Source organism: Actinomyces lilanjuaniae (assembly GCF_003606385.1).
GTDB lineage: Bacteria > Actinomycetota > Actinomycetes > Actinomycetales > Actinomycetaceae > Actinomyces > Actinomyces lilanjuaniae.
The window spans coordinates 924,236-937,689 of the sequence record NZ_CP032514.1 but is presented as its reverse complement, the minus strand read 5'-3'; the positions used below and the strand labels follow the sequence as shown (position 1 = coordinate 937,689).

Here is a 13,454-nt window from a genome sequence, read left to right as displayed (position 1 = left end):
CTCAGCACAGGTCCGGAACCGGGTCATAACACGGTGCCGTGGTCCTGGCGCCTAGCGGGGCGTGGGTCGTGTGGGGGTGCCCCTGTCTGGGGGTGCCTGGGGTGGGTCTTGTGCCTGGGGGTTGTGGTGGTGGTGTGGTGAAGGTTACGGTTGGGTTATGCGGATGAGTGAGCAGGAGTGGTACCAGGGGTGGCTGCACGCCACGCCGGAGTGGGTGGACGCGAACATGGACGACCTGGTGGAGGAGGGGTACGCGCCGATGGGTGTGGGTGCCCCTGTCACGGAGGAGCACGTGGGCTACTTTGGTGGGGTGCTTCCGGCCTCGGTGCTGCACCTGTGGGAGCGCTTCGGCTTCGAGGGGTTCGGGCAGGGGCGGTGGTGGTTCACTGACCCCTTCCGGTGGGCGCCGGTGGTCCAGGCGTGGCTGGAGGGCACGGAGGTGCCCTTCCCCACCAGCGGTGGTGGTGCCTGGCCCGCTCCGCGACGGGTGACATGGAGCTGTGGGGGGAGGTCTCCGGCCCCGCGCTGACTGTTACCCCGGTGATGGGGTGGCTCCGCCCCCACGCGGGCAAGGCGGCCAGGATGTCGGACCCGGTGATGCGTGAGCGCATGGGGGCCACCACCCTGACCTCCCCCTCGGAGGACATCCTGGACGACGACGACACCGGGGTGCTGGTGGCCGACTGGGCCATAGACAACCTGGGGGTCCTGGGGGCCGACCAGGTCTACGGGCTGACCCCGGCCTACTGCCTCACCGGGCGGGTCAGCCTGGACCAGGTCGGTATCGAGGACGCGGTCGCGCACCTTACTTTTCTGGCCCAGGCCCAGGACCACGTCCTGGAGCAGGACTTCTCCGCCGCCGCCGCGCAGGCCGCCGCCACCATCGCCGCAGACGGCCCGGGCGGTTCTGGTGGCCCCGGGGGCACGCCGGGTGAGGGCGCCGGTGGTCCCGGTGGCCCGGGGGCGGGGTCGTGACGCCCAGGCGGTGGCGCTGGTCGCGCAGGCGCGGGAGCCCCACCGCCCCGCCGCTGGTCCCGCCGCCCCTGGCGGCGTGCCCGGTGGTGGTGGCCAGGCCCCTGGCCACGGGGGCGGGGCTCCTGGGCCTGGTGCCTCGCTGGTGGCTGGGGACATGTTCACCCCAGGGCGGGCCGGTGGGCAGGGGTGCTGGTGTGGGAGGGGTCGGTGGCGGCGCCTGACAGCCCGCTGGCATGGCACTCGGCCACGCCGGTGGAGGTGTTCTTCCACACCGGCCACCAGCCCGCCACCCAGGAGCTGGCCTCCGAGTTCACCCGCCAGCTGGACCGCCAACTCAGCGCCCTGTCCCTGCTGTCCGTGGAGAGGCTGCTGGAGGGCATCCGCACCTACCGGGCACAGGGACGCCAGCCCACCTCCAAGGCAACCAGGAATAGGCGCAAGGAGTTCATGAAGGAGGTCGTGGGCGACCTGCGGGATGTGCACCAGTTCTCCCGGGAGGACGCGCGGGCCGCGACGCGGGATGTGGACCGGGCGCTGGTGGTGCTCCACGAGTCCGACCAGCTCCTGGCGGGGCCAGGCGGCCCCGCCACCACCGCCGAGGGCTGGCCCTCCCTGGGCCACGGGGCGGTCAACTCCTCCATCGGCGGCCAGCAGCCTCCCGTGTCCGCGGTCCTGGAGCAGGCCGCCCTCCAGGTCCCCCCGCAGCAGCGGGCGCGGGTGCGCCTGCTGGTGCGCGCGGTGCTGGCAGACTCCCCCGACCTGGCCCAGGACCTGCGCCACGGCCAGACAGTGCTCGAGCCCCGCACCCAGGCCCAGGTGAGCGCCACCAGCCCCCGGGGGCCACCCTGGACACCCGCCCACGTCGCCGCCACCCTCGCCGCAGGCCACCCACCCTGGCACCCACCACCCGCGCAGGAGCAGGGACACGGCCAGACCCGCCAGGACACCCGGGGCCAGCAGCCCGGCCAGGACCAGCCCGGGGCACCCACCGGAGCCGACCCTGCCCGCACCACCAGCCTGCGCGAGGCCTCCTTCCCCCACCCGCCTACCGCCGCCGTGCGCGTACCACCACCCCAGACGGGCCAGCCGCCCCAGACGGACAGGCCGGGCCAGCCGTCGCGGCCGCTGACCCGCGAGGAGGTCCTGGCCAGGATCACCGCCCGCGTCCAGCAGCCCTCCCAGCCCCGCACCACCCGCCAGCCCCGGGCCGCGCGGGAGGCACCCGCCGGGACCGGCCCCGCCCGCACCGCCAGCCTGCGCGAGGCCTCCTTCCCCCACCCGCCCACCACCGCCGCACGAACACCACCAGCACAGGCCCAGCCCCAGACAGGACCCGCCACAGGCCAGCCCTCCCGGGCAGGCAGGCCGGGCCACAAGATCACCCCGAGGAGGTCCTGGCCGACATCAAGGCCCGAGCCACCCAGAGGACCCAGCAGCCCCCCACCCCACGCCAGACCCCCACCAGAAACCGCAGACGCAACCGAGGCCTAAGCCGATAAAACCCACCGACCCCACACCCGCACCCACCACAACAACCGGCCGCCCTGCCCGTGGGCGGTGAGCCGGATGAGCGGACACCCCACGATCTGCCGTCACTGGCCCTAGACGTCCTGGGCAACCTCCGGGTCGGCCCCGGCGCCTGCTCCCTGGAGACCTTCTCCCCGCACCATCTCACGCGCCAGGCGCCCTACCTGCGCCACCAGCTGGGGGGTCTCGGCCGCCTTGATCCGCTGGGTGAGGGTCGCCTCGGTGTCCCCGGGCAGGACCTCCACCTCCACCTGGGCAATGTGCTCACCGGTGTCCACCCCCTCGTCCACCCAGAACAGGGTGGCGCCGGAACGGTCAGCACCGGCGGCAAGCGTGTCGCGGACGGCGTGAGCGCCGGGGAAGTCTGGCAGCAGCGAGGGGTGGGTGTTGACGACACGACCGGGAAGGCGCTCCAGGAAGCCGGGACCCAGCAGGCGCATGAAGCCCGCGCACACCACCAGGTCCGGCTCCCAGGCGGTCACGGCACGCACCAGGGCCTGGTCCCAGTGGGGCCGGTCGGGAAAGTCTCCGGGCGCCACCACCTGGGCAGGCACGCCCGCCCGGGCGGCGTGATCGAACCCGGCACAGGCGCGGTCAGCAAGCACCGCCACTACCTGGGCGCCGTAGGAGGGCTCCTCGCAGGCCTCCAGCAGCGCCAGGAGGTTGGAGCCTGCTCCCGACACCAGGACCACCAGCCGGGCACGCCGTAGCACAGGACCGGTCCTGTCACAGACTGTGCCTGGTGCTGCCGCCTCAGACTCTGCCGCCGCGGGCGTCGCCGACGGTGCCATCCTGGTTCCCACCGCAGCAGTGTATCCGCCAGGCAACCTCCTGCGCCCGCTCCCGCCCAGGCACGGCCCCTGCTCGCCCCGGCGGAACTGATGGGGCGGTGCAGTACCTGTACACGCGCTCGGTCCCCGCCTCACCCCTGCCTACTCCGGGGAGCCGGAGCCGCTGCCCGGCTCCCCGGGCTCCCCGACGGCCGTCTCCGTCTGAGGGGTCCGTTCCTGCCGCCCGTGATCACGGGACGGTGCGGACGGATGGGCAGCGTGCCGGTACCGTCCGGAGCCCACGGCCGACCCCAGACGCGCCTCCACCCGGTGGCGCGCGTCGCTGGCCGCCTGGGTGGTCCCCGACACCGCCTCGGTAGCCCAGGTCCGGGTGTAGGGGTGTGTCAGCACCGCAGTAGCCCCCAGGCCCACGGAGACCTCCAGAAAGACCAGCAGGACGGTGTAGCCGGTCTGCGGACCGACGTCGACCATGCGACCGGGCCCCACCGAGCCGGAGGCGGCCAGGCACGCCACCCCCGTGGTCAGGGCGAGAACCGTCCCGGCCAGCAGGGAGGCCGCTACCGCGTACCTGACCCGCAGGGCGCTGAGGACGTGCCGCCGTCTCCAGGCGACCACCATGGCCGCCACCGTGACTACCAGTGGCAGGTAGAGCCCCACCCTCCCCACCGGTGCCGTGGGCAGCAGCCCCAGCAGGGGCAGCGATGGGACAGGACCGGCGGCGACCCGTTCCGGGGAGAACATGCTGCCTGTCCCCACGGAGAAGCCGGAGCCCACCAGCCAGGAGCAGGCCCACACACCCGCCGTCGGCAGCCAGCCTGCCTGCAGGACGAGCAGCCCGACGGTGGACACGATCCCGCCGCCAGCCAGCGTGTCGTGCAGGCGTGAGGCCCGCCCGGCACCGGAGACCAGCGCCACCACCAGGACCGCGGCAGTGAGGACAGCCAGGGCAACCGCCGCGCCCCGTGCCAGGGACAGGCCCGGGGAGACCCAGTGGGGGCGGCGGTCCCACCAGGCGGACAGCCTCTGAGACCCCCGACCACGCCGCTGCAGCTGGACCGCCACCACCACGGCAGTTAGAGCAGTCAGTCCCAGGACGGCGGGCCAGGTGCGCGAGCCCGGTGGTCCCGCCAGGCTGGCCAGCCCGGCCACGACCGCCGCCGACACGACGGTCCACGCACCGGAGACGGGACCGCGCAGGTCGGCCCGGCGCACACAGCTCCACGTCCAGGCGGCCTGCGCCAAGGTCAGACCCGTCAGGGGCAGGCTGAGGACGCCGCTGTCCGCCTGGGACAAGCCCAGAGACCCCCCGAAGCCCAGGCTCCACAGGGCCGTTCCGGTACGCAGGGCGTCACCGGTGGTCAGGGCGGCGGTGGCGTCCAGGCTGGAGGTCGCCAGGAAAACCAGGACGGTGAGGAGAACGACCAGGACCCACCCCAGCGCCGCCGACTCGACCCCGGCGCGCAGTGCCCAGCCCCAGTCATCAGGACGCAGGCGCCGGGGGCTCACGCCTGCTCGCCCAGCATCTGGCGGTAGAGGTCTCTGGCGACCTGAGCGGTCTGGCTGGGTGTCTCGCCCACCCGCACGCCCGCAGCCTCTAGAGCGATCTTCTTGGCCTGCGCCGTCCCCGAGGAGCCGGAGACAATAGCGCCGGCGTGCCCCATGGTCCGCCCCTCAGGGGCGGTGAAGCCTGCGACGTAGGCGACGACCGGGGTGGTCATGGACCGGCTGATGTAGTCGGCGGCGCGCTCCTCCGCGTCCCCGCCGATCTCCCCGATCATAACGACCAGCTTGGTGTCCGGGTCCGCCTCGAAGGCCTCCAGGGCGTCAATGTGGGTGGTGCCGACCACCGGGTCCCCGCCGATACCGATGCAGGTGGTAAAGCCCAGGTCCCGCAGCTCGTGCATGAGCTGGTAGGTCAGGGTGCCCGACTTGGAGACCAGGCCCACAGGGCCGGGGCCGGTGATGTCGGGCGGGGTAATACCGACGTTGGAGCGGCCGGGGGAGATGATACCGGGACAGTTGGGGCCGATGACCTGAACCCCCCTGGACCGGGCGTAGGCGCACATCCAGGTGGCGTCGGCCACGGGGATCCCCTCGGTGATGACGACCACCAGACGCACCCCGGCGTCCACGGCCTCGGTCACGGCGTCCTTGGCGGCGGCGGGAGGTACGAACACCACGCTAACCTCCGCGCCGGTGGAGGCCCGGGCCTCGGCGACGCTGCCCAGGACAGGGACCTCGAGCGTCCCGGCGACCACACGCCCCGCCCCGGGGCCGACAGGCGCCACGTCGAAGGCGACGGTGGTGCCCGCCTTGCGCGGGTTGACCCCGGCGACCACCCTGGTGCCCGCGCTGATCATGCGGGCCGTGTGCCGACGCCCCTCGGAGCCGGTCATGCCCTGGACGACGACACGGTCGGCCTCAGTCAGGAAGATGCTCATCGCTTGGCCTCCTCGGCTCGGGTCCTCCCGGCAGGCGCGGCCGCAGCCTGCCCGGCACTCTGCTCGGCAACAGCGGCGACGAGGTCGGCGGCCCCGTCCATGGTCCCTGCCACCGTGACGCCGTCGATGGCGGCCTCCTCCAGGATCTGGTGCGCCAGAGGCGCGTTGTTGCCGTCTAGGCGCACTACCACCGGCTTGGGCAGCCCGCCCAGGGTCTCCACGGCCGACACGATGCCCTCGGCCACCGTGTCGCAGGAGGTGATGCCCCCGAAGACGTTGACGAGGATGGCACGCACCTGGGGGTCGGAGGCGACCACCTCCAGGCCGGCAGCCATAGCCTGTGCGGAGGAACCACCTCCTAGGTCCAGGAAGTTCGCCGGCCGCATGCCTCCGTGCCTCGCCCCGGCCGCGGCGACGACGTCGAGGGTGGCCATGACCAGCCCGGCACCGTTGCCCAGCACGCCGACCTGGCCGTCCAGACGCACATAGCTGAGGCCCGCCTGCCTGGCCCTGTCCTCCAGCGGGTCGCGCGCACCGACGTCGGCCAGGTCGGCGTGGCCGGGGTGGCGGAAACGGGCGTTGTCGTCCAAGGTGACCTTGCCGTCCACAGCGAGGACCTCCCCCTGAGGGGTCAGCACCAGGGGATTGACCTCGACCAGCGTCGCGTCCTCGGCGGTGAGGACCTCCCACAGACGGGTGATGGTCAGGGCCACCTGGGCGGCGACTTCCCCGGGGAAGGGTCCCGCTGCCTCCACGATCCTGTCGGCTACCTGCGGGGTCAGCCCCTCCAGGGGATCAACCGGCACCTGCGCCAGGGCCTGGGGACGCTCCCGGGCCAGGGTCTCGATCTCCATGCCGCCCTCGCGCGAGCACATGGCCAGGTACTGGCGGCGAGCGCGGTCCAGGAGGATGGAGACGTAGTACTCCTCAGCGATGTCAACACCCTGGGAGACCAGGACGCTGCCCACCACGTGCCCCTTGATGTCCATGCCCAGGATCGCCTCGGCGTGGGAGCGGGCCTCGGCCGGACTGCGGGCGAGCCTGACGCCCCCGGCCTTACCCCTCCCACCGGTCTTGACCTGGGCCTTGACCACGACGAGGCCGCCCCCCTCCCCCAGGAGGTCACGGGCGGCAGTCTCCGCCTGGTCCGCCGTGGTGGCGACGACCCCGCCGGGAACCGGGACGCCGTGGGAACCGAACAGTCCCCTAGCCTGGTACTCGTACAGATCCATGCGGCTGGTCCTTACCTCTCCGGTGTCTCCGAGTGGTCTCTGCGGTCTCTTCGATCGTTGCGGTCTCGTCGGGCGTGCTGACAGGCGCCCCTGACGTGTCACCGACAATGACTGACTTGACTATGACTGACTATGGTGGCCGTCGCCCCGGCGACTCGCCGACAGCAGGTGGCACAGCCAGCCGGCACCGGCTCGCCGAGACCGACGCGCGGTCAGTGCCGTCACCGCCGACCCGATACCAGCCGACCACCAGCCAGGTACCGGTCAGGTGCCGACCAGCCACGTGCCTCACCCCACGATTCTAGCCGTTACTCCTGCCCACCGTGTCTAGACAGAGCCAGATTCAGGGACCGGGGCAGCAGCCGGCGCCTGGGCAGGGTCCGTGGTCATGCACGAGCACACGACCAGGGTCCCCAGGGTGCTGGGAGGAACCGGGCTCACCGCTGATGACTCAGGCCACCACCTGGGGCAGAATAGGCACCAGCTATACATAGCGCCCACCAGTCACGCACACGACCCACTCGCAGAAGGACCTTGTCCACCATGCCTGTCACACCTGCCACTCCTGCTCCTGCCAGCAGCCTCTCCCCACCCCGGTCCCCGCTGAGCCAGGGACCACCTCCGGCTCCCCTGCACACACCAGCCAGGAGCCCCTGCGCATCGGAGTCCTCACCTCCGGGGCGACGCCCAGGGCATGAACGCGGCGGTGCGCGCCGTGGTGCGCACCGCCATCCGCCTGGGCGCCCAGCCCTACGCCGTCATGGAGGGCTGGGCGGGCGCCGTGGCCGGGGCGAGGGCATCAGGCCTCTGGGCTGGGACTCGGTGGGCTCGGTCCTCCAGCGCGGGGGCACCGTCATCGGCACCGCCCGCTCAGCGGAGTTCCGCGAGTGGGAGGGCCAGCGTGACGCCGCGCGCAACCTGCTGGAGCACGGCATTGACCGCCTGGTGGTTATCGGCGGGGACGGCTCCCTGACCGGCACCGACGAGTTCCGCACCAACTGGCCCGCCCTGCTGGCCGACCTGGTGGAGCGCGGTGAGATCACCGCAGAGACGGCACAGGCCCACCCGGTGCTCATGGTGGCCGGGATCGTGGGCTCCATCGACAACGACCTGGTGGGTGCCGACATGACCATCGGCACCGACTCCGCCCTGCACCGCATCCTGGAGGCCATTGACGACATCTCCTCCACCGCCGCCTCCCACCAGCGCACCTTCATCGTGGAGGTCATGGGGCGCCACTGCGGCTACCTGGCTCTCATGGCCGCTGTGGCCGGGGGATGCGACTACGTGCTCGTCCCCGAGCTGCCCCCGGGGCAGGGGTGGGAGGCCGACATGTGCGCCAAGCTCCAGGCGGGGCGCGACGCCGGGCGCCGCGAGTCCATGGTCATCGTGGCCGAGGGCGCCACGGACCGCTCAGGCAACCGGATCACGGCCGACGACGTCAAGCAGGTCCTGGCCGACCGCCTGGGCGAGGACGCCCGGGTGACGATCCTGGGCCACGTCCAGCGCGGTGGCCGCCCCAGCGCCTACGACCGGTGGATGTCCACCCTGCTGGGGTGCGCCGCCGCCCGCGAGCTGGTGACCATGGATGCCGGTGCCGAGCCGGTCATTATCGCCGAGCGCCACAACCGTATCCGCCGCCTGCCCATGATGGAGCAGGTCAAGGCCACCCGGGCGGTCAAGGACCTGGTGCGCGCCCAGGACTACGAGGCGGCCGTGGAGGCCCGGGGATCAAGCTTTGCCTCCATGCTGAAGGTGTTCGAGACCATGTCCACGCCCCCGACGTCCACGCCCCCGACGTCCACGCCCCGACCTCCACGCCCCCGACGCCCACGCCCCGCACCAGACGCTGCCGGGCGGGGTCAGCAGGCCGGGGCGGGGTGAGCGCCCCAGCCGGGTGGCGATCATCCACGCGGGAGGCCTGGCGCCGGGAATGAACACGGCGGCTCGGGCGGCCGTGCGCCTAGGCCTGGACCACAGCTTCACCATGCTGGGGATCTTTGGCGGGTTCCCGGGGCTCCTGGACGGCAACGTGCGCGAGCTCACCTGGGCCGACGTGGAGGGATGGGTCGGTGACGGCGGCGCCCAGCTGGGGACGCGTCGCGAGGTGCCCACCGTGGAGCAGCTCTACGCCCTGGGCCGGGCCATCGAGTCCCACGAGATCGACGCCCTCCTGGTGATCGGGGGCTTCAACGCCTACCTGGCCGCGCACCGGCTGGTGACCGAACGGACCCGCTACCCCGCCTTTCAGATCCCGATCGTGTGCGTGCCCGCCTCCATCGACAACAACCTGCCCGGTTCCGAGCTGAGCATCGGCACGGACACGGCGCTGAACAACGCGGTGGCGGCCCTGGACGCCGTCAAGCTCTCCGCGGCCGCCTCCCACCGCTGCTTCGTGGCCGAGGTCATGGGCCGCAGGTGCGGCTACCTGGCGCTCATGTCCGGACTGGCGGCCGGGGCCGAGCAGGTCTACCTGCACGAGGACGGGCTGACCCTCAGCCAGCTGGCACAGGACTCGGCACGGATGGTGGACTCCTTCCGCTCCGGGCGCAGCCTCTACCTGGTGGTGCGCAACGAGCGGGCTAGCGCCAACTACACCACCGGCGTGCTGGCCCGGATCTTCACCGAGGAGGGGCAGGGCCTCTACGACGTGCGCGAGGCCGTCATCGGCCACCTCCAGCAGGGGGGCAACCCCACGCCCTTTGACCGCATCATGGCCACCAAGCTGGTGGCCGCCGCCCTGGAGCTGCTGGCTGCCGAACTGGGGGGCGGCACCGCAGGCGCCTCCTACATCGGCCTTATAGGGGGCAAGGTGGACCACCGCCCCCTGGAGCGCATGACCGACGAGCTCGACCAGGACAACCGCCGCCCGCTCCACCAGTGGTGGACGGGCCTGCGCCCGGCGATCGAGCTGGTCAGCATCCATGAGGGAGTGCTGGGCCCGGAGCAGGTGCCCGACTTCGGCCAGGCTGCGGACCAGGCGGCCCAGGGGTAGACAAGGCGGCCCTCGGAAGGGCACGGGCGTGTATACAGCGGCTTACGCACACACAGTGGTGGGCACGGGTGGGCGCGGGCTGTGCTGGTGTCCCCGCCAGCAGACCGCCCCTGGTGCCGCTACAGGCCCAGCATCCGCTCCAGGACGGACACCACCGCACCGGGGCGCGAGGGGACGCGGACCGTCTGCCTCCTCGCCCTGACCCCCTCCAGGCCGTCCCCGACGGTGATACCGACGTCTGCCGCACGGATCATCGCCACGTCGTTGACGTCGTTGCCTGCCGCCACCCACGTGGAGACAGCCTGTGGCAGCAAAGCGGCCGTGTGAGCGGTGGTTGCAGGCTCCCCCGCGACGTCTGTGCCCTCGTTGATGGCCGTAGAGCTCGTGGCGGCCAGCGCCTCGCCACCGGGCAGCAGCCTCATGCAGATGCTCTTGTCCACCCCTGCCGCACAGACATCGACCACGCCGTCCTCGTGCGGGTAGGCAGTGACACCGTCAAGACGAAGACCCAACAGGGCCTGGAGGACGCCTGCGCCCTCTGCGGCGCCAGCCCCCCAACCGGGCACGGCACCCTCCGAATCGGCCAGCCCCCGGCTGACGACCGTCACCTTGAGCACGTCGTCGACCGGCACCTGGGCCGGGTCGGCGCACCACCGGCCGTCCAGGTAGTCCCGCATGTGCTCCAGCCCCGAGCCCAGCCCCTTCTCGCGACCCGGTGGCGTAAGCACTGTGAAGGAGTGTCCCTGGTCCACGTAGGCAGGCACACCGATACGGAACGCTGCATCCACGACGGCACGCACATGCTGCCTCCTCATGCAGTGGCGCCGCTCCTCACTCCCCAGGCGCAGGAGTGCACCGTTGAAACAAGCCATACCGTCCAGGCAGGTCACGGCGTCTCCCAGCACCTCGGCCACGCCCCTGGGCGCCCGTGACGTCGCCACGATGACGGAGACGTCCCCACGTTGCGAGACACGCCTGAGAAAGGAGGGTAGCTGGGGGTCTGCGACCCCGTCGAAGACGACGGTACCGTCCAGGTCCGTCACCAGGCCCACCGGACTGGTCAGCACCGGCCGCTCGCTCTCGCGATATCGGGGATGACCCGACGCTGAAAGGTGGACTCGCCGCCAGGCAGACAGGTCACGGGCAGCCACTCCAGCGCCTCAATCTCAGAGTGGGGCTGCGGGTCACCGGCGATATCGCATATATAGACGACAATGGTGATCGACCTGCCCTGGTCGAAGACAGAGACGTCCTCGTAGGTGCCGAAGTAGGTGGCCGACGCCAGCGAGGCGCCCAGTTCCTCGGAGAGCTCGCGACGAAGGCAGTCGAGGTGGGACTCCCCTGCCTCCAACTTACCCCCGGGAGATATAAGGGCGGTCGTGCCACGCTTGCGGATAAGCAGCACACGGTCGTCACGGACGATGGCCGCAGCGCACTTAACAAGAGGCTGTCCCTCCTCCGCGTCAGACCGCACCTACTCTTTCCTTCCTCGAAAGGCGAATATAGTACATGTTCAGACTGACGATCGCCCCGATGACCACCGCCCCACCCACGAGCGAGGCCGGCCCGGGATTCTCGTGGAAGAACATCCACACCCACACTGGCCCCAGCACCGTCTCTGCCAGTACAAAGATCGCCACATGGTGCACGGGCAGAAGCCTCGGTCCCACGGACAGGCAGACCAGGCCGACTGGCATGACCACGAATCCCTCAGCGACCAGGGGCAGCCATGATCCCAGGGCGGGAACCTCCACCCCGCGCAGGAGGACGGCAGCGGTGAGCGCGCACAGCGCCCCGCCGACCGCTGTGGTGAGAAACGGGCTGGACCGGCGTCGCGAGGAGAACACGAAGCCGCCGCTCATCGACACCGCAGCCAGCAGGGCCAGCAGCTCCCCCCGACCAGCGGCACTGGAGAGCTGTGAGGCGAAGATGATCGTCATGCCGACGAGCGACACCATGATCGCCAAAACTGTCGGCCGATCAATACTAGTCCGCAGAAACACCCGCCCCAGGACTGCCGACCACACCGGCATGGTCGCCATGATAAAAAGCGTGTTGGCGGCGGAGGTGCTCTCGATAGAGTACACAAAGGCCACCGACGCCACCCCGAACATCAGCCCGTTGCCCCAGGCAGCCCACTCGTTGTGCCAGCGCTGCCTTGCGCCACCAGCATGGCAAAGGGACGCTGCCAGCACCATGGCAGCGCATATCAGCACCCCGCGCCACAGCGACAGCACCCCGGCCGGCAGGCCCACGGCCCGGATAAGGGCGGCGTCAAAGGACATGAGCAAGACCCCGCCCAACACGATCACCGCACCCCGGACATATCGATCATCTAACAGACCCGGCATCCGACCAGCTCCTCTAGGTCGCGACAAAACGTTGCAGCAACCCCTTCCACGGGACGCCGCTCCACCCAGACACAAGAATAATAGGGCCAGAGGTGCTCAGAGGCGCCCAAGGCCGTGGATGACGACCTCTGTGCGCGACTGGCAGCCCAGCAGGGTGAGCAGCTCGGAGACGTAGATGCGCACAGTGCCCTCGCTGAGCCCGGTGCGGCGGGCGATCCCCCGGTTGGTCAGTCCGTCCAGGATCCCCTGGTAGACCGGGACCAGACGAGAAGGTATCGCGGTGGCGGTGCTGCTGACGTCGCCACCCCCGGACCCCGCATCACCAGACCCGTGACCGCCTGTATCACTGCCACCCGTGTCGCTGCTACCACCTGTCTCACCGTCGCTGCCATCCTCCCTCTCCCGTGGGTCCTGGACAAGTGCCTCAAGGAGGTCGCCAGGCCAGTCAGACAGCACCACCTGGCCCTCCGCCGCCCGCAGGAGCTGGTCGCCCAGGCGAGGGGACCAGCCCATGTTCTTGTCCACGAAGGCCACGACACCCGCCTCGACCGCATCCTGGAGGACCGCCTCGCTCCTGTATGCGGTCATGACAGCCGCGCGTACGCCATTGTCTGAGTGCTGCAGGCTCTCCAGCACTGCCGTAGCACCCAGGTCGGTGCTGTCCCAGTCCAGCAGGACCAGGTCCACGGCCCACTCAGACAGGGCTCCTAGCGCCTGGCCCCCGTCGCTGACGTGGTCCACCACCTCAAAGCGGGGGTCCCCTCCCAGGCCGGTCTCCAGGACACGGGACGAGGGGGACTCGGCACCAACGACAAGCACCCGCAAGGGCCTGGCTGTATCTCTTCCTCCGGTCATCGCAGTTCCCTCTCATCGTGTCTCGCCAGCGTAACAGCTGCGTACAGGACGGCCATGGGGCACGACATGCGCCACACACCCAGGTCTGCCGCAGTAAGAGCGATGTGGGTACCAGCCAGTACCGGCGCCAGCCACAGGATCTGGGAGCGCCTGGCCTCGATACGGAGCGGAGTCGTCATACCCGGTCACCCCCTGCCGCCCGACCTCCTTCTGCCAGGGAGGTAGAACAGCCCGCGCCAGAGCCCGGGGCGCCTCACCAGGTGCGCCGCCAGCCGTCACCACCGACA

13 protein-coding genes and 1 pseudogene are annotated in these 13,454 nt (G+C 71.0%); 5 read left to right on the top strand and 9 right to left on the bottom strand.

The genetic code is table 11. The features are described from left to right. The first annotated feature begins 157 nt into the window (after nucleotides 1–157). From D5R93_RS04035 to D5R93_RS04025, 4 genes are read left to right on the top strand one after another with little or no spacing between them, the layout of a single operon-like run. Complete coding sequence (locus tag D5R93_RS04035; protein WP_120203961.1) at nucleotides 158–529, top strand: GAD-like domain-containing protein; 372 nt, start codon at nucleotides 158–160, stop codon at nucleotides 527–529. Beyond that, nucleotides 493–975: a T6SS immunity protein Tdi1 domain-containing protein gene (locus D5R93_RS04030; RefSeq protein ID WP_120203959.1), complete on the top strand. Its 483-nt coding sequence runs from the start codon at nucleotides 493–495 to the stop codon at nucleotides 973–975. Before D5R93_RS04035 ends, D5R93_RS04030 begins: the two co-directional genes overlap by 37 nt. Next, nucleotides 972–1,196, top strand: a complete 225-nt coding sequence (locus D5R93_RS14505) for a hypothetical protein (protein ID WP_162933823.1) — start codon at nucleotides 972–974, stop codon at nucleotides 1,194–1,196. The genes D5R93_RS04030 and D5R93_RS14505 overlap by 4 nt, the downstream gene beginning before the upstream one ends. Next, nucleotides 1,183–2,466: a polymorphic toxin type 15 domain-containing protein gene (locus D5R93_RS04025; protein WP_162933822.1), complete on the top strand. Its 1,284-nt coding sequence runs from the start codon at nucleotides 1,183–1,185 to the stop codon at nucleotides 2,464–2,466. The genes D5R93_RS14505 and D5R93_RS04025 overlap by 14 nt, the downstream gene beginning before the upstream one ends. 110 nt (nucleotides 2,467–2,576) lie before the next feature. Here D5R93_RS04025 and purN read toward each other — a convergent pair whose 3' ends face one another. The 4 genes from purN to sucC all read right to left on the bottom strand — a co-directional run bounded on the left by purN (nucleotide 2,577) and on the right by sucC (nucleotide 6,966). Then, entirely contained in the window at nucleotides 2,577–3,305 is a 729-nt protein-coding gene (purN, locus tag D5R93_RS04020) for a phosphoribosylglycinamide formyltransferase (RefSeq protein ID WP_243106935.1), read from the bottom strand. Nucleotides 3,306–3,434: 129 nt separating this feature from the next. Beyond that, the gene (locus D5R93_RS04015; protein WP_120203954.1) at nucleotides 3,435–4,799 is read right to left on the bottom strand and encodes a cell division protein PerM; all 1,365 of its coding nucleotides are present in this window, start codon (nucleotides 4,797–4,799) and stop codon (nucleotides 3,435–3,437) included. After that, the gene (gene sucD / locus D5R93_RS04010; RefSeq protein WP_119835832.1) at nucleotides 4,796–5,734 is read right to left on the bottom strand and encodes a succinate--CoA ligase subunit alpha; all 939 of its coding nucleotides are present in this window, start codon (nucleotides 5,732–5,734) and stop codon (nucleotides 4,796–4,798) included. The genes D5R93_RS04015 and sucD overlap by 4 nt, the downstream gene beginning before the upstream one ends. Continuing rightward, nucleotides 5,731–6,966, bottom strand: a complete 1,236-nt coding sequence (gene sucC / locus D5R93_RS04005) for an ADP-forming succinate--CoA ligase subunit beta (RefSeq protein WP_120203952.1) — start codon at nucleotides 6,964–6,966, stop codon at nucleotides 5,731–5,733. Before sucC ends, sucD begins: the two co-directional genes overlap by 4 nt. Nucleotides 6,967–7,619: 653 nt before the next feature. Here sucC and D5R93_RS14950 point away from each other — a divergent pair. Beyond that, nucleotides 7,620–9,961: pseudogene (locus D5R93_RS14950) on the top strand (6-phosphofructokinase). A gap of 119 nt (nucleotides 9,962–10,080) precedes the next feature. Here the strand turns inward: D5R93_RS14950 and D5R93_RS03995 are convergent. The 5 genes from D5R93_RS03995 to D5R93_RS03975 all read right to left on the bottom strand — a co-directional run bounded on the left by D5R93_RS03995 (nucleotide 10,081) and on the right by D5R93_RS03975 (nucleotide 13,346). Next, nucleotides 10,081–11,028: an HAD family hydrolase gene (locus tag D5R93_RS03995; RefSeq protein WP_120203949.1), complete on the bottom strand. Its 948-nt coding sequence runs from the start codon at nucleotides 11,026–11,028 to the stop codon at nucleotides 10,081–10,083. Beyond that, entirely contained in the window at nucleotides 11,022–11,435 is a 414-nt protein-coding gene (locus tag D5R93_RS03990) for an NUDIX hydrolase (protein WP_120203946.1), read from the bottom strand. Before D5R93_RS03990 ends, D5R93_RS03995 begins: the two co-directional genes overlap by 7 nt. Next, nucleotides 11,425–12,273 (bottom strand): DMT family transporter, encoded by an 849-nt coding sequence (locus D5R93_RS03985; RefSeq protein WP_243106934.1) that lies wholly within the window; start codon nucleotides 12,271–12,273, stop codon nucleotides 11,425–11,427. Before D5R93_RS03985 ends, D5R93_RS03990 begins: the two co-directional genes overlap by 11 nt. A 135-nt stretch (nucleotides 12,274–12,408) precedes the next feature. After that, complete coding sequence (locus D5R93_RS03980; protein ID WP_120203942.1) at nucleotides 12,409–13,167, bottom strand: response regulator transcription factor; 759 nt, start codon at nucleotides 13,165–13,167, stop codon at nucleotides 12,409–12,411. After that, nucleotides 13,164–13,346, bottom strand: coding sequence for a hypothetical protein (locus D5R93_RS03975; RefSeq protein ID WP_120203940.1), 183 nt, complete (start codon nucleotides 13,344–13,346; stop codon nucleotides 13,164–13,166). Before D5R93_RS03975 ends, D5R93_RS03980 begins: the two co-directional genes overlap by 4 nt. Nucleotides 13,347–13,454: the final 108 nt, after the last annotated feature.